Source organism: Pseudomonas sp. AE27 (assembly GCF_037113495.1).
In the GTDB taxonomy this organism is placed as follows: domain Bacteria; phylum Pseudomonadota; class Gammaproteobacteria; order Pseudomonadales; family Pseudomonadaceae; genus Aquipseudomonas; species Aquipseudomonas palmensis.
In genome coordinates this window covers 5,791,332-5,811,699 of sequence record NZ_CP146966.1, presented here as the reverse complement: position 1 = coordinate 5,811,699, position 20,368 = coordinate 5,791,332, and the positions used below count along the sequence as shown (strand labels likewise).

Annotated in this window: 21 protein-coding genes; 12 read left to right on the top strand and 9 right to left on the bottom strand. The window is 66.7% G+C overall.

Annotation, left to right across the window (positions count from 1 at the left end; all coding sequences use genetic code 11):
- The 6 genes from V9K84_RS26865 (at window position 1) to V9K84_RS26840 (ending at window position 4,906) form a co-directional block, all read left to right on the top strand.
- Window positions 1-648: an alginate O-acetyltransferase AlgF gene (locus V9K84_RS26865; protein ID WP_043860998.1), complete on the top strand. Its 648-nt coding sequence runs from the start codon at window positions 1-3 to the stop codon at window positions 646-648.
- Window positions 649-681: 33 nt separating this feature from the next.
- Window positions 682-2,133 carry a mannose-1-phosphate guanylyltransferase/mannose-6-phosphate isomerase gene (locus V9K84_RS26860; protein ID WP_043860997.1) on the top strand — a complete coding sequence of 484 codons (1,452 nt, stop codon included), beginning with the start codon at window positions 682-684 and terminating at the stop codon, window positions 2,131-2,133.
- A gap of 127 nt (window positions 2,134-2,260) precedes the next feature.
- Window positions 2,261-2,725 carry a multidrug transporter gene (locus tag V9K84_RS26855; RefSeq protein WP_338793328.1) on the top strand — a complete coding sequence of 155 codons (465 nt, stop codon included), beginning with the start codon at window positions 2,261-2,263 and terminating at the stop codon, window positions 2,723-2,725.
- Between the two features lie 76 nt (window positions 2,726-2,801).
- The gene (locus V9K84_RS26850; RefSeq protein WP_143516671.1) at window positions 2,802-3,281 is read left to right on the top strand and encodes a thioredoxin family protein; all 480 of its coding nucleotides are present in this window, start codon (window positions 2,802-2,804) and stop codon (window positions 3,279-3,281) included.
- Window positions 3,172-3,996: an SDR family oxidoreductase gene (locus tag V9K84_RS26845; protein ID WP_054914855.1), complete on the top strand. Its 825-nt coding sequence runs from the start codon at window positions 3,172-3,174 to the stop codon at window positions 3,994-3,996. The genes V9K84_RS26850 and V9K84_RS26845 overlap by 110 nt, the downstream gene beginning before the upstream one ends.
- Window positions 3,997-4,237: 241 nt before the next feature.
- A complete protein-coding gene (locus tag V9K84_RS26840) occupies window positions 4,238-4,906 on the top strand; it encodes a TetR/AcrR family transcriptional regulator (protein WP_052504232.1) in 669 nt (222 codons plus the stop codon).
- Here the strand turns inward: V9K84_RS26840 and V9K84_RS26835 are convergent.
- From V9K84_RS26835 to V9K84_RS26825, 3 genes are all read right to left on the bottom strand, one after another.
- The gene (locus V9K84_RS26835) at window positions 4,895-5,800 is read right to left on the bottom strand and encodes a CoA ester lyase (RefSeq protein WP_043860993.1); all 906 of its coding nucleotides are present in this window, start codon (window positions 5,798-5,800) and stop codon (window positions 4,895-4,897) included. The genes V9K84_RS26840 and V9K84_RS26835 overlap by 12 nt on opposite strands.
- A 45-nt stretch (window positions 5,801-5,845) precedes the next feature.
- Window positions 5,846-6,586: an SDR family NAD(P)-dependent oxidoreductase gene (locus V9K84_RS26830; RefSeq protein ID WP_088515553.1), complete on the bottom strand. Its 741-nt coding sequence runs from the start codon at window positions 6,584-6,586 to the stop codon at window positions 5,846-5,848.
- Window positions 6,587-6,759: 173 nt separating this feature from the next.
- The gene (locus V9K84_RS26825; protein WP_143516672.1) at window positions 6,760-7,038 is read right to left on the bottom strand and encodes a hypothetical protein; all 279 of its coding nucleotides are present in this window, start codon (window positions 7,036-7,038) and stop codon (window positions 6,760-6,762) included.
- 13 nt (window positions 7,039-7,051) lie between these two features.
- Between V9K84_RS26825 and V9K84_RS26820 the strand changes: the two genes are divergently transcribed.
- From V9K84_RS26820 to V9K84_RS26805, 4 genes are all read left to right on the top strand, one after another.
- Complete coding sequence (locus tag V9K84_RS26820; protein ID WP_043860990.1) at window positions 7,052-7,465, top strand: acyl-CoA thioesterase; 414 nt, start codon at window positions 7,052-7,054, stop codon at window positions 7,463-7,465.
- Between the two features lie 71 nt (window positions 7,466-7,536).
- Window positions 7,537-8,679, top strand: coding sequence for an acyl-CoA dehydrogenase family protein (locus V9K84_RS26815; RefSeq protein ID WP_078479507.1), 1,143 nt, complete (start codon window positions 7,537-7,539; stop codon window positions 8,677-8,679).
- 114 nt (window positions 8,680-8,793) lie between these two features.
- Window positions 8,794-10,155: a phenylacetate--CoA ligase PaaK gene (paaK, locus tag V9K84_RS26810; protein ID WP_054914859.1), complete on the top strand. Its 1,362-nt coding sequence runs from the start codon at window positions 8,794-8,796 to the stop codon at window positions 10,153-10,155.
- 40 nt (window positions 10,156-10,195) lie between these two features.
- Window positions 10,196-11,887: a thiamine pyrophosphate-binding protein gene (locus V9K84_RS26805; RefSeq protein WP_043860987.1), complete on the top strand. Its 1,692-nt coding sequence runs from the start codon at window positions 10,196-10,198 to the stop codon at window positions 11,885-11,887.
- Window positions 11,888-11,932: 45 nt separating this feature from the next.
- Here V9K84_RS26805 and V9K84_RS26800 read toward each other — a convergent pair whose 3' ends face one another.
- From V9K84_RS26800 to V9K84_RS26780, 5 genes are all read right to left on the bottom strand, one after another.
- Window positions 11,933-12,727 carry an SDR family oxidoreductase gene (locus tag V9K84_RS26800; protein ID WP_043860986.1) on the bottom strand — a complete coding sequence of 265 codons (795 nt, stop codon included), beginning with the start codon at window positions 12,725-12,727 and terminating at the stop codon, window positions 11,933-11,935.
- A gap of 75 nt (window positions 12,728-12,802) precedes the next feature.
- The gene (locus tag V9K84_RS26795; RefSeq protein ID WP_054914860.1) at window positions 12,803-14,293 is read right to left on the bottom strand and encodes an efflux transporter outer membrane subunit; all 1,491 of its coding nucleotides are present in this window, start codon (window positions 14,291-14,293) and stop codon (window positions 12,803-12,805) included.
- Window positions 14,290-15,366, bottom strand: a complete 1,077-nt coding sequence (locus V9K84_RS26790; protein WP_054914861.1) for an HlyD family secretion protein — start codon at window positions 15,364-15,366, stop codon at window positions 14,290-14,292. Before V9K84_RS26790 ends, V9K84_RS26795 begins: the two co-directional genes overlap by 4 nt.
- A 20-nt stretch (window positions 15,367-15,386) precedes the next feature.
- Window positions 15,387-16,940 carry an MFS transporter gene (locus tag V9K84_RS26785; RefSeq protein ID WP_043860983.1) on the bottom strand — a complete coding sequence of 518 codons (1,554 nt, stop codon included), beginning with the start codon at window positions 16,938-16,940 and terminating at the stop codon, window positions 15,387-15,389.
- A gap of 191 nt (window positions 16,941-17,131) precedes the next feature.
- Window positions 17,132-18,043: a LysR family transcriptional regulator gene (locus tag V9K84_RS26780; RefSeq protein WP_043860982.1), complete on the bottom strand. Its 912-nt coding sequence runs from the start codon at window positions 18,041-18,043 to the stop codon at window positions 17,132-17,134.
- 170 nt (window positions 18,044-18,213) lie between these two features.
- On the opposite strand from V9K84_RS26780, the gene V9K84_RS26775 reads away from it, so the two are divergent.
- Window positions 18,214-18,666 (top strand): universal stress protein, encoded by a 453-nt coding sequence (locus V9K84_RS26775; RefSeq protein ID WP_043860981.1) that lies wholly within the window; start codon window positions 18,214-18,216, stop codon window positions 18,664-18,666.
- 38 nt (window positions 18,667-18,704) lie between these two features.
- Window positions 18,705-19,481 carry an enoyl-CoA hydratase gene (locus V9K84_RS26770; RefSeq protein ID WP_043860980.1) on the top strand — a complete coding sequence of 259 codons (777 nt, stop codon included), beginning with the start codon at window positions 18,705-18,707 and terminating at the stop codon, window positions 19,479-19,481.
- 26 nt (window positions 19,482-19,507) lie between these two features.
- Here the strand turns inward: V9K84_RS26770 and V9K84_RS26765 are convergent, their stop codons facing one another.
- A complete protein-coding gene (locus V9K84_RS26765; RefSeq protein ID WP_043860979.1) occupies window positions 19,508-20,365 on the bottom strand; it encodes an HlyD family secretion protein in 858 nt (285 codons plus the stop codon).
- Window positions 20,366-20,368 lie beyond the last annotated feature (3 nt).

Below are 20,368 nucleotides of genomic sequence, written 5' to 3'. Positions count from 1 at the left end.
ATGACCACCAAGCACCGCATTGCCAAAGCATTCGCCCTGACCGCCGGCATGAGCCTGCTCTCGCTGCAGGCCTGGGCCGGCGCCGACGCCGCACTGTACGGCCCCAGCGCGCCCAAGGGCTCGACCTTCGTGCGCCTGTACAACGCCGGCAACCAGCCGGTGGCCGCCAGTGTCGGCAATACCCAGATCAGCGAAGTGGCCGCCCAGGGCAGCAGCGATTTCAGCTTCATGCCCCAGGGCGACTACAGCGCCAAGGTCGGCAGCCAGACCGTACCGGTCAAGCTGGCGGGCGATCACTACTACACCCTGGTCAACCACGGCAGCGGCCAGCCGCAACTGGTCGAGGAACCGCCGTTCAAGAACAAGCAGAAATCCCTGGTACGCGTGCAGAACCTGAGCGACCAGGCCCTGACCCTGAAGACCGCCGATGGCAAGACCGAAGTGGTCAAGCCGGTGGCGGCCAAGGCGCGCGGCGAGCGCGAGATCAACCCGGTCAAGGTCAGCCTGGCGCTGTATGAAGGCGACAAGAAAGTCAGCGACCTCAAGCCCGTTGCACTCGAACGTGGCGAAGCGGCCGTGCTGTATGTGACCGGCAGTGGCAGCAACCTGTCGCCGGTCTGGGTCAAGCGCCCTGTGTCCACCCGTTAATCAACTGCCCCTTTCAACGTTCGGAGATTACCCATGATTCCAGTCATCCTGTCCGGTGGTAGCGGCTCGCGTCTGTGGCCCCTGTCGCGCAAGCAATTCCCCAAGCAGTTCCTGGCCCTGACCGGTGAACACACGCTGTTCCAGCAAACCCTGTCGCGCCTGGTGTTCGACGGCATGGACGCGCCCATCGTGGTGTGCAACAAGGACCACCGTTTCATCGTCAACGAGCAGTTGGCCAACCTGAACCTGGACACCCAGGCGATCCTGATGGAACCGTTCGGGCGCAACACCGCGCCGGCCGTGGCGCTCACGGCCATGAAACTGGTCAACGAAGGCCGCGACGAGCTGATGCTGGTGCTGCCGGCCGACCACGTGCTGGACGACCAGAAGGCCCTGCAACGCGCCCTGGCCCTGGCCACGGTGGCCGCCGAACGCGGCGAAATGGTGCTGTTCGGGGTGCCGGCGACCAAGCCGGAAACCGGCTACGGCTACATCAAGTCGAGCCAGGACGCCCTGCTTCCCGAAGGCATCAGCCGCGTGGCACAGTTCGTTGAAAAACCGGACGAAAAACGCGCCACCGAGTTCGTCAAAAGTGGCGGCTACTACTGGAACAGCGGCATGTTCCTGTTCCGCGCCAGCCGCTTCCTCGAAGAGCTGAAAAAGCACGACCCCGACATCTACGACACCTGCCTGCTGACCCTGGAGCGCAGCCTGGAAGACGGCGACAGCATCAGCATCGACGAGGCCACCTTCGCCTGCTGCCCGGACAACTCCATCGACTACGCGGTGATGGAAAAGACCCAGCGCGCCTGCGTGGTGCCGCTGAGTGCGGGCTGGAGCGACGTGGGCTGCTGGTCGTCGCTGTGGGACGTGCACGAGAAGGACACCAACGGCAACGTGACCAAGGGCGACGTGGTGGTGCAGGACAGCCACAACTGCATGATCCACGGCAACGGCAAGCTGGTGTCGGTGATCGGCCTGGAGAACATCGTGGTGGTCGAGACCAAGGACGCCATGATGATCGCGCACAAGGACAAGGTTCAGGGGGTCAAGCAGATGGTCAACACCCTGGACGCCCAGGGCCGCAACGAAACCCAGAACCACTGCGAGGTGTACCGCCCGTGGGGCTCGTATGACTCGGTGGACATGGGCGGGCGCTTCCAGGTCAAGCACATCACGGTAAAACCCGGCGCCAGCCTGTCGCTGCAGATGCACCACCACCGTGCCGAGCACTGGATCGTGGTGTCGGGCACGGCCGAGGTGACGTGCGACGAGAACGTGTTCCTACTGTGCGAGAACCAGTCCACGTACATCCCGATCGCCTCGGTGCACCGCCTGCGCAACCCGGGCAAGATCCCGCTGGAGATCATCGAGGTGCAGTCGGGCAGCTACCTGGGCGAGGACGACATCGAGCGTTTCGAAGACATCTACGGGCGCTCCACGCCAGTGGAGCGCGGGGTGTCGATCAAGACCATCGCGCAGTGATCTAGCGGCCCTTTCGCCGGCAACGCCGGCTCCTACAAGGAATACGCGTTCCCTGTAGGAGCCGGCTTTGCCGGCGAAGCTTTTTAGGCGTTAGGATGATCCTTCATCCGCACCCAAGGCGCCCTCCATGTTCATCGGTATCCTGCTCATCCTCACCTGGCTGGTCCTGCTGCTGCGCTACCCGGCCAAGGCCTTGCCGATCTCCATGGCCGCGCTGCTCGGCCTGGGCCTGGTGGGCCTGTGGGTGGTGTGGCTGGACAACCGCGAGGCCAGCCAGCTGGCCCGCCTGGAACTGCGCCTGGACTACGCCCCCGACGCCTGCCCGGCCGACCGGCCGCTGCGCGTACAGATAAAGAACGCCAACCGCGTGCCGCTGGTCGAGCTGCGCTGGCGCGTGGCCGCCTACGCCCCCGGCGACACCGTCAACCTGGCCGAGAACACCTACACCGCACCGCGCTACCGCGGCCCCGGCGACCTGCAGCCCGAGGCCAGCTGGCACGACTGCCTGCCCCTGCCCCCCCTGCGCTCAGGCTACCGCCCGCAAACCCTGGAATTTCGTGCCGAGCACCTGCAGGGTGGGTTTGCCAACTAGTATTTTTGTCAGTTACCTGAGACACGCCAGCCGGGGTTGAATGGAGCGCACCGGAAATCTTGCAGGAGGCACCACCATGTCACTCAGGCCCGTGACCCGCCTCGACCAGCTCCAGGCGCTGCTCGATGATTGCACACGCCAACGCCCGGCCATGGTCATGGTGGGCTCGGCCAGTTGCCCGCCTTGCCGCACGATGCATCCCGGTGTTGCACGGCTTGGCAGTCAACATCCTCAGGTCGACTTCCACTATTTCAACGTCGACCTGTTCGAGGATCACCCGCAAGAACCGGCCCTGACCCTCCTGTTCCAGAGCCTGTCGCTGCACTATCTGCCTTCACATATCCTGTTGCCCGTCGCCGGCCCCAACCTCGTGGTGTGCGCCACGAGCATCACCCGGCTGATCGAAGCCCTGACCGAACACCACATTCTGAGGAGAGCCCCCTTCCATGCCCGTCGTCCTGATCACCGGTTGCTCCAGCGGCATCGGCCGCGCCCTCGCCGACAGCTTCAAGTCCGCCGGCTACGACGTGTGGGCGACCGCGCGCAAGGCCGATGACGTCGCCACGCTGATCAAGGCCGGCTTCAGCAGCCGCCAGCTGGACGTCAACGACGAGGACGCCCTGGTGCGCCTGGCCGACGCCATCGAAACGGCCCATGGCGGCCTCGACATCCTGATCAACAACGCCGGCTACGGCGCGATGGGGCCGCTGCTGGACGGCGGTGTCGAGGCCATGCAGCGCCAGTTCGAGACCAACGTGTTCGCACTGATCGGTGTGACCCGCGCACTGTTCCCCTTGCTGCGACGCAATCGCGGCCTGGTGGTGAACATCGGCAGCGTGTCGGGTGTGCTGGTCACCCCGTTCGCCGGCGCCTATTGCGCATCCAAGGCGGCGGTGCATGCGCTCAGCGATGCGCTGCGCCTGGAACTGGCGCCGTTCGGCATCGGCGTGATGGAAGTGCAGCCCGGCGCCATCGCCTCAAGCTTCGCCAGCAATGCCGGGCGCGAGGCCGAGCAGGTGCTGGCGCAAGACTCACCGTGGTGGCCATTGCGCGAGCAGGTGCGCGCCCGCGCCCGCGCCTCGCAGGACAGGCCGACCCCCGCCAGCGCGTTCGCCCAGGGCCTGCTCAAGGCCGTACAGCAGCGTACCCCGCCCGACCTGCTGCGCCTGGGCAACGGCAGCCGCGCCTTGCCGCTGCTGGCCGGCGTGCTGCCCAAACGGCTGCTGGAAAAGGTGCTGAAGAAACGTTTCGGCCTCGACCGCAGCCTGTGATCTGCCCGGTTTGCGGGGGCCTGCGCCGGCGATAGCTGACCCTATCGCTAACTATAAAGTGCACACCAGAGCATTTTCCAAAGCGTCTCCAAGGCCAAGAATCGCCCTCGTACTGGATCGGCTGCATTGCCACAGCGGCGGCGCGCTCCAGGCAATCAGGGAGAAATCTCCAAGGTCGGAGCACCGCTGCCTGCTGGCAGCCTTTCTCACAAATGCAATCAGGCCCTTTCTGGAGACATTCGTGAAACACCTTAACCTTCCGCGCAAGATCCCCACCCAGGCCCGCTCGCGGATGATGGTCGAAACCATCCTCACCTCCACCGCCAAGGTGGTGGTCAAGCATGGCTACCAGGGCACCAACACCAACCTGGTGGCCCAGCGCGCCGGGGTCAGCGTGGGCTCGGTCTATCAGTACTTCCCGAACAAGGATGCATTGATCGCGGCGTTGCATGAGCGCCATGCGCAGGCCATGAACCGGGTGATTCTGGAGGTCGCCGGCGCACACGAGGTGGCCGACCTGCCGGCCCACCTCAGGCTGCTGGTGCAAGCCCTGCTGCACCTGCACCAGCAGGAACCGGAGCTGCACCGGCTGCTCGACACCGACCTGGCCAACCTGAGCCGCAGCGTCGACGACCTGCAGCACAAGGCCCGCATCACCCTGTCCATCGAGCGCCTGCTGGACCGCTGGCGGGCCACGCTGGCTCACAGCAACCTGCACCTGGCCGCCTGGCTGGCGGCGCAGGTGATCACCTCGATGGTCAAGGCCTACATCCTCGACTCGCCGCAGATGAGCCAGGCGCAGATCGAGGATGCGATCAGCAGCTCGCTGATCGGGCTGTTGTGCCTCCCGCCGGCCATGCCGCTGGCCACCGCCCGCGCCCGCGCGCAGCCGCACAGCTCAGCGGCGTAGCGCCTGGCGCGCCTGCAACTGCTCGTAACGCTCCAACAAGCGCAGCGCCTGCAGGTAGCTGGGCACTTCCACCACCAGGCCATCGACTTCGGCACGCACGTTGCCGCCCTGGGCCGCCGCCTCGAACGCCGCCACCTGCCGGCGCGCCAGTTCGGCGTCCGCGTCAGCGGGGGTGAGGTAGCGATTGGCGACCGCCACGTGCGCCGGGTTGACCACACCCTTGGCCTGGTAGCCGATGGAGCGGGCGAACTGCATGTCGGCTTCGGCACCCTGCGCGTCGGCAAAGGTGTAGGGCGAGTCGATGGCCAGCACCCCCGCCGCCGCACATTCGAGCAGAAAGCGCGAGCGCGGGTAATACAGCTCGGTGCCGGCGCGGCTGCGCCCGGCGCCCAGGTCGGCCACCATGTCCTCGGTGGCCACCAGCATCGCCTTGATACGCGGGCTGGCGGCGGCGATCTCGATGGCGCGCACCACGCCCAGCGCGGTCTCGATGTTCGGCACGATCAACGTGCTGCCGGCAGCGATGCCATGGCGCCCCTCAAGCTCGGTGATCAACTGGTCCAGCTCGATCATCTGTTCGCGGCGCTCGACCTTGGACATCATCACCACCTGCGGGCGGCCAGCCATCACTGCCGCCAGGTCCTCGTGGCCACAGGTTTCAAACGGGTTGATGCGCACCGCACTGACCCGCCCGCAGGCGCGCCAGCGCTGCAGGATATCCACCGCCAGTGCACGCGCCTCGGGGCGTCGCGCCGGTGGGGTGAAGTCCTCCAGCTCCTGCACCAGCACGTCGCCATCGCCGTCGAGTGCCGCCAGCAACGCGCGCTCGTCGGCGCCGGGAATGAAGAAAAAGGTGCGGCAAAGCGCCAGTGGGTTGTCCTTGGAAACTGCCATGGTTGACGTCCTGTACAGAGAAGAAAAGGAAGAAAAGAAAGCGCCTCAGAGCATCGCCAGGCCGCCGTCCACGGCGATGGTGGTGCCGCTGACGAACGAGGCCTTGCCCGACAGCAGCCAGGCGATCACCTCGGCGGCTTCCTCGGCACGGCCCTCGCGGCGCAAGGCGGTCATGCCGTGCAGCTGTTCGAGCTTGCCGGCGACGCGCGTGGTGTCATCGAGCATCGGCGTGCGGATCACCGCCGGGGCGACGCAATTGACGGTCAGCCCGCGCGGGCCCAGTTCGCGCGCCAGGCCCTTGCTCAGGGTGATTACCGCGCCCTTGCTGGTGGCGTAGCCGAGCGTGCCGGCCAGGCCACCGCCGCGAATGCCGGCGACGCTGGCCACGGTGCAGATATGCCCGCCGGCGCGCATCAAGGGCACGCTGTGCTGCACCACGCTGAAGGTGGCAAGCAGGTTGACCTCCAGCAACTGGCGCAGGCGCGCCACGCTCAGGTCGTCGAATGCCGTGGTGTCGACCACCCCGGCGCAGGTGGCCAGGCCATCGATGCGCCCGCGCCACCGGGCGATTTCGGCGAACACCGCGGCCACTGCCTGTTCATCGCACAGGTCCAGGGCGAACGGCCGATGGCCTGGGCCCAGCGCATGCAGGGTGCGATCCAGGCCGCCTTCGTCACGGTCCAGGCACGCCACCTGAAAACCCTCCCGTGCCAGCTGCAGGGCGGTCGCCGCGCCAATACCGCTGGCCGCACCGGTGACCACCGCCACCCTGTCTTGATTGGTCATGAACACTGCACTCCCTGAATGGCGATACAGGGCCGCTACAACAACGGCGCCTGAGTGGCGGCCATGCTAAAAGAATGCCTGCCGAACAACTACTCGCATTAAAAACCCCACATACAAGAGCCGTGCCCGTGTACCCGCCGTGGATTGCTCGCATTGCCAGGAATATTAAATATTCATGACCAAAGTTCGTTGTCGGCGGCGAAATGCGAGCAATTCAACGCCACCCTCAAGGCCGCCCCCACAAACGAACCATGGCGTACAACCAGCAGCCAGCAACCCCACGGCAGACAAGCGCTGTAGCGCGAAAGCGAGTTTCCTGCAAACAAACGCGAGTAGCCTTGCAAGTTCAACTTGCCTAGCATTTGAAACAACTTGAAACCCACTTTCAAGGGACCTAACAAGTTGCCGAGAAGTTTCAATAACATTTCGCCAACTTCAAACAGAACAAACAAAAGGAAGTGCACCATGAGCCAGAAAGGCTTTGAGACCGTCATTGAAATCAAATACCGCGACACCGACTCGATGGGCCATGTAAGCAGCCCCATCTATTATGACTACATGCAACATGCCTACCTCTGCTACATGCACCACCTGCTGCAACTGCCAAAGAGCGAAAAACTGCCGCACATCATGGTGCGCAGCGAGTGCGACTACCTCAAGCAGGCCATGTACGGCGAAACCCTGGTGGTCAGCAGCGCCGTGGTGAAATTCGGCACCAAGAGCTTCGAGATCGAGCACACCATGCGCCGCCAGGACGATACCCACGAGGTGGTGGCCAGGGCCAAGTCGTACCACGTGATGTTCGACTACGACAAACAGGCCACCGTGCCTGTGCCCCAGGCATTCAAGGATCAGGTCCTGGCTTTCCAGGAAGGCTGAGCCGGCGCTCAGGGACGAACCGTTCGCCGACGCTCAGGCGCCCCGGCGAACCGACTGCAAAGGTACGCTCAATGAAACTCTCCTGGACTCCACAGCAGCTCGCGCTGCTGTCGACCTACCGCGCCATCGGCGTGGAACTGGCCGAGGCGCGGCGCAGCGCCGCCCCCGGTTTCGATCACTACGGCTGGCAACGCCTGTGCGACGCGGGCCTGTGGAAGCTGGTCATCCCGCTCGAATACGGCGGCCTGGGTGAAGACTGGTGGGGCTTCAGTGCCGCGCTGGAAGGCCTGGCCTCGTCGATCCGCACGCCCGAGCTACTGCTGTCGGTGATTGCCCAGGCCGGCATGGTCCGCGCCCTGATGCTCTACGGCAGCGACGCCCAGAAGGACCGCTACCTGAGCGCGATCCTGGCCGGCGCGCTGAGCGCCACCGGCATCGCCGAACCGGGCACCGGCACCGACGTGCGCAGTATCCACAGCCTGCTGACCCCGTGCGCGGACGGCTACCGGCTGACCGGCAGCAAGTTCAACATCGCCCATGCACCGGTGGCCGACTTCCTGCTGATCGTGACCCGCCTGGCCACCGACTCCAAGCACAACATCGCCCTGGTGATCATCGACAAGGACACCCCCGGCCTGACCCGTGGCGAGCCGGACGACAAGTTGGGTAACAAGCACCTGCCCACCGGCCCGCTGCACTTCGACAACCTGCCGGTGCCGGCCGAACAGGTCCTGGGCGAGCCGGGCCGCGGCCTGCAGCAACTGATCAGGATCATCTCGCTGGGGCGTGCGTACTACGGCCTGGTAGCGGCCAACCTGCCCACGCCGTTCCTGGCCGAGGCCATGCACTACGCGGCCAACCGCCAGAGCTTCAACAGCGCCATCGACACCCACCAGTACGTGCAGAAGCGCCTGGTGGACATCGCCATGGGCATGGAGCGCAACCGCTGGATGGTGTACGCCGCGCTCGACCAGTTGCTGGGCAACGACCCCCAGGCGCTGATGAGCTGCTCGATCGCCAAGCTCGGCGCCGCGCAGGACTTCATCCACAGCGCCATCAGCCTGCTCAAGCTGTATGGCAGCCTGGGCTACCACGAAGGCGACATCGCCACCCTGGTCAAGGACGCGCTGGGCTTTGCCAGCGTGGGCGGCACCGAAGAGATGCACCAGAAGAACATCTTCAACCAGCTGCTGCGCCTGACCCAGGCCGGCTGACCCCGCAGCGCCCGCCCCTGCCACCTGCGCGCCCGGCCCCACCCGGCTCGCGGGCATGGCAGCGCGAGCGTGGGCGCCCTTGACCACTCCCCTTCCTGGTAGAGAACAGACCCGATGCCGATCGAATCGACTTTACTGCACGCAAGCCCTGTCGCCGCCCTGGCCCCGGTGCCCTTCGCCCAACCGTTCGATGACCACCTGGAACAGGCCGGCCTCGACGAGTTGCGCCAGCACCAGTTGCTGCGCCTGCGCCAGACCCTGCTGCATGCCTACACCCATGTGGCCTGGTACCGCGAGCAGTTCCATGCACTGGACGTGCACCCCTACGACCTCAAGCACCTCGACGACCTGGCGCACTTCCCGCTGACCAGCAAGGCACAGTTGCGCGACCACTACCCCTTCGGCCTGTTCGCCGTGCCGATGGACCAGGTGCTGCGCCTGCATGCCTCCAGCGGCACCACCGGCCAGCCCACCGTGGTCGGCTACACGCGCAACGATATCGACGTGTGGGCCTCGCTGGTGGCGCGCTCGATCCGCGCTGCGGGCGGGCGGCGCGGCGACCGCATCCATATCGCCTATGGCTACGGCCTGTTCACCGGAGGCCTTGGCGCACACTACGGCGCCGAGAAACTGGGCTGCACGGTGATCCCGATGTCGGGCGGGCAGACCGCACGCCAGGTGCAGCTGCTCAAGGACTTCCAGCCGGACATCATCATGGTGACGCCGTCCTACATGCTCAACATCGCCGAAGAGATCGAACGCCAGGGCATCGACCCGCAGTCGCTGTCGCTGCGCGCCGGGATCTTCGGCGCCGAGCCGTGGGGCGGACAGATGCGCGGCGAGCTGGAACAGCGCCTGGGCATCAAGGCCCTGGACATCTACGGCCTGTCGGAAGTGATGGGCCCGGGGGTGGCCATGGAGCACCTCGACACCCAGGACGGCCCGACACTCTGGGAAGACCACTTCTACCCCGAGATCATCGACCCGGTCACCGGCGCGGTGCTGCCCGACGGGCAGTTCGGCGAACTGGTGCTGACCACCCTGAGCAAGGAAGCGCTGCCGATGGTGCGCTACCGCACCCGCGACCTCACCCGCCTGTTGCCCGGCAACGGTCGCGCCATGCGCCGCATCGACCGCATCACCGGGCGCAGCGACGACATGCTGATCATCCGCGGGGTCAACGTGTTCCCCAGCCAGATCGAGGAGCAACTGCTCAAGCTGCTGATGTTCAGCCCGGTGTACCAGCTGCATGTCAGCCGCCAGGGCAACCTCGACGTGCTGGCCGTCCACGTCGAGCTGCGCCCGGAACACAGCGGCCTGAGCGCCCGGCAGCAACAGGCCGCCTGCCAGCAGCTGAGCCACCAGATCAAGGTGCACGTGGGCATCAGCACCCACATCCAGCTGCACCCGTGCCACACCCTCAAGCGTTCCGAAGGCAAGGCCGGCAACGTCATCGACCTGCGCCGCCAGCCCTAGCGGCGCACCCCCTCTCAAGGATCACGAGGCTCCCCTACTCATGGACATGACCATTGGCGATTTTCTGCTGCGCCGCCTTCAGGAATTCGGCATCCGCCACCTGTTCGGCGTGCCCGGCGACTACAACCTGACCCTGCTCGAACAGGTCGAGGCGCTGCCCACGCTCGACTTCATCGGCAACTGCAACGAACTCAACGCGGCCTACGCGGCCGACGGCTACGCCCGCACCCAGGGCTTCGGCGCGGTGCTGACCACCTACGGGGTGGGCGACCTCAGTGCACTCAACGGCATCGCCGGCGCCTATGCCGAGCGGGTGCCGGTGATCATGGTGTCGGGCATGCCGCCGCTGCACGCGATCATCGACCGGGCCCTGATGCACCACACCCTGGGCGACGGCAACTACGACAACATCATGGTGACCCTGCGCCAGTTCACCGTGGCCCAGGCGCGCATCACCGTGGAAAACGCCGCCATGGAAATCGACCGCGTATTGCAGACCTGCTACCGCGAACGCCGCCCGGTGTACCTGCAACTGCCCAGCGACCTGGCCACCTTGCCTATCGAGGTGCCCGACACGCCGCTGCAACTGAGCGAGCCGCGCAGCGAGCCGGGGCAACTGCAGGCGGTGGTACGGGCGCTGGTGGCACGCCTGGATGCCGCCAGCTCGCCGGTGCTGCTGGTGGACATGGACGTGGCGCGCTTTGGCCTGGTGCCCCAGGTGCTCGAGCTGATCGAGCGCTTCGACCTGCCCTTCGCCTGCCTGCCGCCGGCCAAGGCCATGCTGCCCGAGTCGCACCCGCTGTTCCTCGGCACCTACGCCGGTGCCGGCTCCGCGCCCGGCGTGCGTGCGGCACTGGAGCAATCCGACTGCGTGATCAGCCTTGGCGCACGTTTCACCGACACCAGCACCGCGCTGTTCTCCCACAGCTTCATGGACGGCGCGCTGATCCAGTTGCACGCCTACGCGGCCTCGATCGCCAGGCAGCACTACACCGCCGTGAGCCTGGGCCAGGTGCTCCAGGCGCTGGGCCAACAGGCGCTGGCACGCGAGCGCCGCGCCCAGCGCATCCCGCCGTTCAGTGCCAGCCCGGCGTTCGCCGCGCTGTCGGGCAAGCCGCTGAGCCAGCTGCGCTTCTGGCAGCGCATCGGCCACCTGATCGAAGCCGACGACCTGGTCATCGCCGAAAGCGGTACCTCGTCGGCGGGCATCAGCGGCCTGCGCTTGCCGACCGGGGCAACCTGCATCACCCAGCCGATCTGGGGCTCGATCGGCTACACCCTGCCCGCGCTGCTGGGCAGCCTGCTGGCCGCACCGACACGCCGCCAACTGCTGTTCATCGGCGACGGCTCGTTGCAGATGACCGTGCAGGAGCTGTCGACGATTCTGGCGCACAACCTCAAGCCGGTGATCTTCCTGATCAACAACGATGGCTACACCATCGAACGGCTGATCCTGGGCGAGCATGCCAGCTACAACGACGTGAACCCCTGGCGCTATGCGCAACTGGCCAGCGTGCTGGACACCCGCGAGCGCTCGCGCAGCTTCACCGTGCACACCGAGGACCAGCTCGAAGATGCGCTGGCCCAGGCCGCACAGGCCGACACGCTGGTGTTCATCGAAGTGGTGATGGAACGCATGGACGCGCCCGAATCGCTCAAGCGCTTTGCCCGGCTGTTCGCCGAGTTCGACTACGGGCTGCAACCGGCCAGCCTGCCGGCGATTGCCGGCTGAAGGCCGCGCCCGGGCGAGTCGCTCGCCCGGGCGCGGCAGGGTGCATCAGGCGATGGAACGAACCACGCCGCCATCCACGCGCAGGGCTGCGCCGGTGGTGGCGCTGGCCTGGCGCGAGGCCAGGTAGACCACCATGTTGGCGACCTCCTCGACCGTGGCCAGGCGCTTGATGACCGAGCTGGGACGGTGCTCGGCTATGAACCGGGCCTCCAGCGTCTCGCTGTCCACCCCCTGCTCCCTGGCCATCTGGCTGAAGTAGCCGCCCACGCCTTCGGAGCGGGTCGGGCCCGGCAGCACCGCATTGACGGTCACGCCGGTACCGGCCAGGGTCTCGGCCAGCCCGCGGGAAATCGCCAGCAGAGCGGTCTTGGTGGTGCCGTAGTGCACCATCTCGGTCGGGATCTGCAGCGCCGATTCACTCGACAGGAACAGCACCCGGCCCCACTCGCGCGTGGCCATGCCCTTGGCGTAATGGCGCGACAGGCGCACCGCGCTCATCACGTTGACCTCGAAGAAGCGCTGCCAGTCCTCGTCGCTGATCTCGAAGAAGCCCTTGGGCTCGAAGATGCCCAGGTTGTTGACCAGGATGTCGGTTTCCGGCTCCTTGGCAAACAGGATGTCCGCCCCCTCGGCCGTGCCCAGGTCGGCCGCAATGCCCTTGACCTTGGCCCCCGGCAACTTGCGCTGGATCTGTTCGACGGCGCGCGTGACACGGGCCTTGGTGCGCCCGTTGACCACCACCTCGGCACCGGCCTCGGCCAGCCCGTGGGCAATGGCAAAGCCGATACCGGCGGTGGAGCCGCTGACGATCGCACGCTTGCCGTGCAAGGAAATATTCATACCTGCGTCCTTTTCTGGATGACATGTGAACCCCGGCGCGGCGCCGGCCGTGCCGGGGCACGGCCGGCGCAGGCCTCATGGGTGCTTTGACCGCTGCCCTCGATCGAGTTCAGCGCTGGCCTGGGCCGGTGGGGCAAATGACTGCCAGCCCCCACCCAGGGATTTGTACAGGCCGACCATGGCCAGCGACACCGCCGCCGAGCTTTCGACCCACTGCTCCTGGTTGGCCAGCAAGGCGCTCTGCACGGTCAGCACGTTGAGGAAGTCGACCGCGCCCTCCACGTACTGGTTGCGCGCGGTGTCCAGCGCCACCCGGCTCTGGCGCACCGCTTCGTCGAGCAGGTCGCGGCGCAGCTGGCTGGCGTTGTACAGGCGCAGCACATCGTCGATCTCGTGCCAGGCGCGCAGCACCACCTGCTGGTACTGCACAGCCGCTTCCTGCTGCTGCGCCTCGCGCAGCTTGAGCACGCCGGTCAGGCGCCCGCCTTCGAAGATCGGCAGGCTCAACTGCGGGCCGATGGCAAACCGGCGCGAACTCCAGTTGCCGAAGTCCGACAGTTGCAGCGACTGGAACCCCGCGCTGCCCGACAGGCGGATGCTCGGATAGAAGTTGGCCTTGGCCACCCCGATGCTGGCCGTGGCGGCGTGCAGTTGCGCCTGTGCCTGGCGGATGTCGGGGCGCCGCTCGGCCAGCTCCGAGGGCAGGCCCATGGCAAAGCGCTGCGCGGTCTGCGGCATCGGTGCCGGTTGCAGCAGTTCGTTCTGCAGGCTGCGTGGCGGCTCGGCCAGCAGCAGGCTCAGGGCGTTGATCAGTTGCGCCTGGCGGTCTTCCAGGGTGGGCAGGCGCGCCTCGATGGACGCCACCTGCGCCTTGGCCTGGGCCACGTCGAGGTTGGTCGCCACGCCATCGTTCAGGCGCATCTGCGACAGGCGCAGGCTGTGGCGCGACACGTCGAGGTTCTCGCGGATCACCGCCAGGGTGCTCTGCACCGCACGCAGCTGGATATAGTCGTGGGCGGTCTCGGCCAGCAACGACAGCAGCACGCCCTGGCGGTCGTTTTCGGCCACCTCGACGCTGGCGTCGGCGGCCTCCACCTCACGCCGCACCCGGCCCCACAGGTCCAGTTCCCAGGCAGCGGTGAAGTCGCCCTGCCACAGGTTGAAGGCCGACTTGCCGTTCTTGCCGGACGGGTCGTTGAGGCCGTCCTCGCTGTTGCGGGCGCGGCTGTAGTTGCCGTTCAGGTCGACCGACGGGTACTGCTCGGAGGCAATGCTGCTGCGCACCGCGCGGCTCTGCATCAGCCGGGCGGTGGCCACCTGCAGGTCCAGGTTGCGTTCGACCGCGCGCTGTACCAGTGACGACAGCTGCGCATCGTTGAACTGCTCCCACCAGCGCGCCTGCAGCGGTGTCGCCTCGGGCTGGCTGGGGCCGGCCTTGTCCTGCAGGGTCGGCCAGGCCGACGGCGCGGTGGAGCGCGGCGCTTCGAAATCGGGGCCCAGGCTGCAGGCGCCGAGGGTCAGCGTGGCGCCCAGCAGCAAGGGCGAAGTAGCCTGTGCGAAGTTCATCGAGCGCTGACCTCGTTGCCGGCCTGGGCCCTGGCCGGGCTCTGGGTATCGATTCTGGCGATCACCGACATGCCCACGCGCAGGCGGCTGAGCAATGGCTGGTCGGCGTCGAGCACGATCTTCACCGGGATGCGCTGCACCACCTTGGTGAAGTTGCCGGTGGCGTTGTCCGGCTTGACTGCGGCAAAGGTCAGGCCGGTGGCCGGGGCCACGCTCTGCACATGGCCGCGCAGCTGTTCACCGGCAAAGGTATCCACGCTCACCAGCACTGCCTGGCCTGGCTGCACGTGGGTCAGCTGGGTTTCCTGGAAGTTGCCGACCACGTAGGCCTGCGCCAGCGGCACCACCGAGAGCAGCCGTGCGCCCGGGTTGACGTAGGCGCCCACGCGCACGGCGCGCTCGCCGACCATGCCGTCGATGGGTGCGACGATCTGCGTGTAGGACAGGTCCAGGCGGGCACGGTCCAGCGCGGCCTCGGCATGCTTGAGGCCGCCCTGGGCTGCCTCCACCTGCGCGGTGAGAATGTCCACCTGCTTGCGTGCCGCGGCCAGCGCCGCACGGGTGTTGGCCAGGCGTGCCTGGGCCTGGTCGACCCGGCTGCGCGCCTGCTGGGCGTTCTGCACGGTGCCGGCGCCCTGCTCGGCCAGGCGGGTGTGACGGGTCAGTTCATGGTTGGCGAACGCCAGCGCCGCCTCGTCGGCAGCCACCGTGGCCTGGGCCTGGGCGATCAGCGAAGCCTGCCGTTCGAGGGTGGCGCGGGCGTTCTGGTACTGCGCGCGGGACATCAGCAACTGCGCGTCGGCGGCGGCCAGCGCCGCCTGGAAGTCGCGGTCGTCGATCTGCGCCAGCACCTGGCCGGCCTTGACCTGCTGGTTGTCCTCGACGTGGACCGCCTTGATGAAGCCCGACACCTTGGGCGCCACCACGGTGTAGTCGGCCGTGACGTACGCATCGTTGGTGGACTGCGTGCCGCCGCTGCCGAACAGCGCGGGCAGCGCCACATAGGCCAGGCCGGCGACGACGATCACCGCCACGGCGATCAGGGTGAGTCTGGAAGTTTTACTTGAGGTCATGTCTTTCTCTCTCGACGGGACTAGGCCACTGCACGCGGCGGGTAGATCCGGGTAGGCACAAAGGGAATCAGCACGATCAGCGCCAGTGCCAGCAGCGCCATGCACAGGTAAAGGTCGGCCGAGGTCAGCACCACGGCCTGCTCATGGATGCGCCTGGCCAGCCCCGGCGCATCGCTGGCGGCCAGCGGCGAGTTGCCCAGGTTGTCCACCAGCATGTTGGAGTGGAAATGCCGGCGCACCGTGGTCAGGGCCTCCAGCACCCCGGCGGCCACCACCGAAGCCAGGCCCTTGATGGTGTTGAACCAGGCCGAGGCGAACGGGCCGTCCTGCGGGGTCATGCCGCCGGTGGCGAGCATCAGCAGCGGGATCACCGCCATCGGCTGGCCGAAGATCTGGAACAGTTGCAGCACATAGAAGTTTTCGCGCACCCATTGCGAGGTGATCTGCGTGCCGCCCAGGCACGACATGGCGAGCATGCCCAGGCCGATGGCCAGCACCCAGCGGCAGTCCACCGCGCGGATGTTGCACAGCGCCGCGGTCAGCGGCAGCGCCAGCAGTTGCGGCAGCGCCACCAGCAGCATCACCGGGCCGCTGTGCACGGGCCGATAGCCCTGGACCTGGGCCAGGTAGTTGGTGGGGATGATGATCACGGCCGACAGCACCACCAGCACCCCGCCCAGGGTGATCAGGGCGTGGGTCAGGTTGCGGTTGCGCAGCATCTGCAGCTTGAAGAACGGCAACGGGTGCGACCATTCGTTGATCATGAACAGCACCAGCAGCACCACCCCGCCGCCCAGCAGCCAGCAGATCAGCGGCGAGTTGAACCAGCCCATGCGGTCGCCCTGGGACAGGCCGATCACGATCGAGCAGATGGCCGGCAGCCCCAGCAACAGGCCGCGCCAGTCGAACTGCTTGAAGCGCTCCAGGCGCAACGGGTCCTGCGGCAGGCCCCAGGCCACGCAGCCCATGGCCACCAGCGAGGGCAGGATGATCTGCCAGAACGCCCACTGCCAGCCGACATACTCGGTCCACATGCCCGCCAGCGGCAGGCCCAGGCTCGGCCCGAAGGTTGCGGTCAGGGCGTAGCCGGCCAGGCCGTAGAGCTTGATGCCGGGGGGCAGAAAGCGCAGCGCCACGCTCATCAGCATCGGCGGCAGCGCGCCCCCGGCAAGGCCTTGCAGGGTGCGCAGCAGCATCAGGCTTTCGAGGTTGGGTGCAAACGGGCAGAGCAGCCCCAGTACGGCAAAGGCGCCGATGGCACACAGGGTGAAGCGGCGCAGCGAGAAGGTCACCGAGCACCAGGGCGCAAAGGCCATGGCCGACACCGAGGTGGCCGAGTACAGCGCCACCAGCCAGGCCCCTTCGTCGGCGCCGATGTGCATCCCGCCACGGATGTCGGCCAGGGCCATCTTGGTGACCATCTCGTTGAGGCCGGCGCACAGCACCGCCAGCAGCACGCCGACCAGGCCCACCACGATACGCAGGCCGAAAGCAGCCGGGGCGGCCGGTTTGGCAGGCGCCGCGGCGGGCGCCGGGGTGGCCCCCAAGGGCGCCTGGGCCGCCAGCGACGTCATGGCCGGCCCCCGCCCACAGGCGCTGAAGCACGGCAGAAAAAAGGCACACACATGGCAGGAGGACTCCGGGTAGTTAAGTACCCGGCAAGTCTATGGAGGCCAATAGATGACGAAAACTGACATATTCGCAGTTTATTGCTGCGTCAAACGCAATCCACAAAAGCCGTCGATAACGCGTGCCTGCCCCGGGCTCAGGCGTAGTGCCTGGAGCAACATTCCTTGAGGGTCTGGCGCAACCAGCGGTGGGCGGGGTCGTTGTCGAAGCGCGGGTGCCAGGCCTGCATGATGGTTACCGCCTCCAGCGCCATCGGGATGCGGAACGAGCGCAGCGGCAGGCCGAGCCGGGCCACGCTCATCAGCACGTGCTCGGGCAGCGCCAGCAGCAACTCGGAGTCGGGCAGCGAGAACATCGCCGAATGAAAGCTCGGGGTGATCAGCGCCACGCGCCGCTGCAGGCCCATGCCGGCCAGCGCCGCATCGATCGGGCCGGCGGCGCGGCCACGGCGCGACACGCTGATCTGCTCGTAGCCGGCGAAGCGCTCGGGGGTGATCTCGTCATCGAAGATCGGGTGATCGACCCGCGCCAGGCCGACGAAGGTGGTGGAGAACAGGCTCTGCACCTTGATCTCGGGGCCGAGGTTGCGCGTGGCACTGATGTACAGGTCCAGGCGCCCGTCGCGCAGTGCGGCGTCCTCGTCGCCGCCCTCGCCTTCGGGCACGAAGCGCAGCACCGTGTGCGGCGCCTGTTCGCGCATGGTTTCCAGCAGGGGCGCGGCAAAGGGCGCGATGAATACATCGTTGGCGCGCAGGTTGAAGGCCCGCTCCAGGCTCTGCAGGTCCACCTCGTCACTGGAACTGAACACCTGGTTGGCCTGCTCCACCACGCTGCGCACCTGACTGCGCAGGGCCATGGCCTTGGGCGTGGGCACCAGGCCGCGGCCGGCGCGCACCAGAATCGGGTCACCCACCGCATGGCGAATGCGCGTCAGGGTACGGCTCATGGCCGCGGGGCTCAGGTTCATCCGCCGCGCCGCGCCGACCACACTGCCTTCATCGAGCAGCGCATCCAGCGCGACCAGCAAATTCATATCTGGAAAGTGCATGGCAAGCATCCATTCATTGCTTCGTTGAGTCCGGGGCAAAGCTTAACAGTTTCCGCCGCGCTCACAGCCCCTGCATGTGGCGCAACTAGTCATTGCACGCTGCACCATTTACCGCGCCGCATGCTTTTTTCAAGAATGCTGCTCTTTGCACAGTGAGTGGACCCTGCCCCATGTACAGCGTCGTTTTGATCGCCATCGATGGCTCGCCACGCAGCCACGGCATCCTGGAAACCGTCAGCACGTTCTGCGAGCAGACCCGTCATCGCCTGCATGTGCTGCTGGCGGTCGACCGTGCCTACGCGCTGCCCGAACAGGACGGCCACATCAGCCCGCAGGACGAAACCGAATACCCGGCGGCCAGTCATGAACAGCAGGTGGCCGACATGAGCATGCTGCAGGCCGTGACCCACCTGCGCGAACGCGGCTTCCAGACCGAAGGCAACCTGGTCAATGGCGACCCGGTGTCGAGCATCGTCGCCGAGGCCAAGCGCCTGGGCAGCGACCTGATCGTGATGGGCCACCGCCACCTGTCGCGGCTGGACCGCATGTTCGACCCCTCGATCAGCAGCAAAGTCATCGACAAGGCCGGTTGCCCGGTACTGGTCGATGCGCGTCATCTCTGACGCCCCCTTGCACTCACCCCTTGAACGAGACTACACGGATGAAACTCGATTACCTGCTGCTGGAACAGATTGACGCGGTGGCGCTGATTCGCCTCAACCGGCCACTGTCGCTCAATGCCCTGTGCGCCGAACTGGCGGCGGAGCTGGCCGGCGTGCTCGACCGCCTGGAACAGGACCGCAGCGTGCGCGCCGTGGTGCTGACCGGCACCGACACGGTGTTCGCCGCCGGGGCCGACATCATGGCCATGCGCAACCGCAACTACATCGACGTGTACACCAGCGACTTCGTGACCGTGGACTGGGAGCGCCTGGCCAGCTTTCGCAAGCCGGTGATCGCCGCGGTGGCCGGCTACGCACTGGGCGGTGGCTGCGAGATGGCGCTGATGTGCGACTTCATCATCGCCGCCGAGAGCGCGCGCTTCGGCCAGCCGGAAATCAAGCTGGGGACCATCCCCGGTGCCGGCGGCAGCCAGCGCCTGGCGCACTTCATCGGCAAGGCCAAGGCCATGGACATGGTGCTCACCGGGCGCACCCTGGACGCCCACGAAGCCGAGCGCTGCGGCCTGGTGAGCCGGGTGGTGAGCGACGCGGCGCTGCTCAACGAAGCCTTGCGTGTCGCGGCGCGGATCGCCGGCTACTCCGGGCCGGTAGCGATGATGGCCAAGGAGGCGGTGAACGGCGCCTTCGAAACCACCTTGAGCGAAGGCGTGCGCCAGGAGCGCCGGCTGTTTCATTCCACCTTCGCCATCGAGGACCAGAAGGAAGGCATGGCCGCCTTCGCCGAGAAGCGCGAGCCGCAGTTCATGCACCGCTGAACGTTCGCCATGGCAGCGGCACGCGCTCAATCGCGCGGCTTGACCACCACCGTGCAGGTGGTGCCCGCTGCCAGCAGGAAGCCTTCGGGCACCTCGTCGATGTGGATGCGCACCGGTACCCGCTGGGCCAGGCGCACCCAGTTGAAGGTGGGGTTTACATCGGCGATCAGCTCGCGGCTTTCAGGGTTGTCGCGGTCATAGATGCCGCGCGAGATGCTCTCCACATGCCCCTTGAGCACCTCGCCGCTCATCATCTGCAGGTCGGCCTGATCGCCCACCTTCACGTGCGGCAGCTTGGTCTCCTCGAAGAAGCCGTAGACCCAGAACGAGTCCTTGTCGACCACCGCCATCTTCGGCTCACCGGTGCGCGCATAGTCGCCGCGGTGCACGTTGAGGTTGGTCACGTAGCCGTCCACCGTGGCCAGGATGCGCGTGCGCTTGAGGTCCAGCTCTGCCGCCGCCAGCTGCGCCTGGGCCTGCTGGTAGTCAGCCAGGGCCGAGTTGGCGATGTTGCTGGCGTCGTCGCGGTTCTCCCTCGAGATCACCAGGTTGTCCATGTCGGCACGCCGGTGCGCATTGACCTTGCGCATCTCCCAGGTGGCCTTGCGCGAGGCTACCAGCGCCTGCGCCTGCCTGACCGCCACCTCGTAGTGCTCGGGGTCGATCTGGATCAGCAGGTCGCCCTTCTTCACCAGCTGGTTGTCGCGCACCGGCACGTCCACCACATAGCCGGGCACGTCGGCGGCCACGTTGATGATGTCGGCGCGTACCCTCCCGTCGCGGGTCCAGGGCGTGTTCATGTACTGCACCCACAATTGCCGGCCGATCGCCACGGCAGCTGCCAGTACCAGCAAGGTGGCGATCAGGCTGAAAAACTTTTTCATCGA

Coding starts and splice junctions, on each gene's coding strand:
- V9K84_RS26830 (WP_088515553.1), bottom strand. CDS start 6,586: ATGACCAATCAAGACAGGGTGGCGGTGGTCACCGGTGCGGCCAGCGGT.
- V9K84_RS26795 (WP_054914860.1), bottom strand. CDS start 14,293: ATGAACTTCGCACAGGCTACTTCGCCCTTGCTGCTGGGCGCCACGCTG.
- V9K84_RS26865 (WP_043860998.1), top strand. CDS start 1: ATGACCACCAAGCACCGCATTGCCAAAGCATTCGCCCTGACCGCCGGC.
- V9K84_RS26800 (WP_043860986.1), bottom strand. CDS start 12,727: ATGAATATTTCCTTGCACGGCAAGCGTGCGATCGTCAGCGGCTCCACC.
- V9K84_RS26845 (WP_054914855.1), top strand. CDS start 3,172: ATGCCCGTCGTCCTGATCACCGGTTGCTCCAGCGGCATCGGCCGCGCC.
- V9K84_RS26815 (WP_078479507.1), top strand. CDS start 7,537: ATGAAACTCTCCTGGACTCCACAGCAGCTCGCGCTGCTGTCGACCTAC.
- V9K84_RS26770 (WP_043860980.1), top strand. CDS start 18,705: ATGAAACTCGATTACCTGCTGCTGGAACAGATTGACGCGGTGGCGCTG.
- V9K84_RS26820 (WP_043860990.1), top strand. CDS start 7,052: ATGAGCCAGAAAGGCTTTGAGACCGTCATTGAAATCAAATACCGCGAC.
- V9K84_RS26765 (WP_043860979.1), bottom strand. CDS start 20,365: ATGAAAAAGTTTTTCAGCCTGATCGCCACCTTGCTGGTACTGGCAGCT.
- V9K84_RS26775 (WP_043860981.1), top strand. CDS start 18,214: ATGTACAGCGTCGTTTTGATCGCCATCGATGGCTCGCCACGCAGCCAC.
- V9K84_RS26785 (WP_043860983.1), bottom strand. CDS start 16,940: ATGACGTCGCTGGCGGCCCAGGCGCCCTTGGGGGCCACCCCGGCGCCC.
- V9K84_RS26855 (WP_338793328.1), top strand. CDS start 2,261: ATGTTCATCGGTATCCTGCTCATCCTCACCTGGCTGGTCCTGCTGCTG.
- V9K84_RS26860 (WP_043860997.1), top strand. CDS start 682: ATGATTCCAGTCATCCTGTCCGGTGGTAGCGGCTCGCGTCTGTGGCCC.
- V9K84_RS26790 (WP_054914861.1), bottom strand. CDS start 15,366: ATGACCTCAAGTAAAACTTCCAGACTCACCCTGATCGCCGTGGCGGTG.
- V9K84_RS26780 (WP_043860982.1), bottom strand. CDS start 18,043: ATGCACTTTCCAGATATGAATTTGCTGGTCGCGCTGGATGCGCTGCTC.
- V9K84_RS26850 (WP_143516671.1), top strand. CDS start 2,802: ATGTCACTCAGGCCCGTGACCCGCCTCGACCAGCTCCAGGCGCTGCTC.
- V9K84_RS26835 (WP_043860993.1), bottom strand. CDS start 5,800: ATGGCAGTTTCCAAGGACAACCCACTGGCGCTTTGCCGCACCTTTTTC.
- V9K84_RS26805 (WP_043860987.1), top strand. CDS start 10,196: ATGGACATGACCATTGGCGATTTTCTGCTGCGCCGCCTTCAGGAATTC.
- paaK (WP_054914859.1), top strand. CDS start 8,794: ATGCCGATCGAATCGACTTTACTGCACGCAAGCCCTGTCGCCGCCCTG.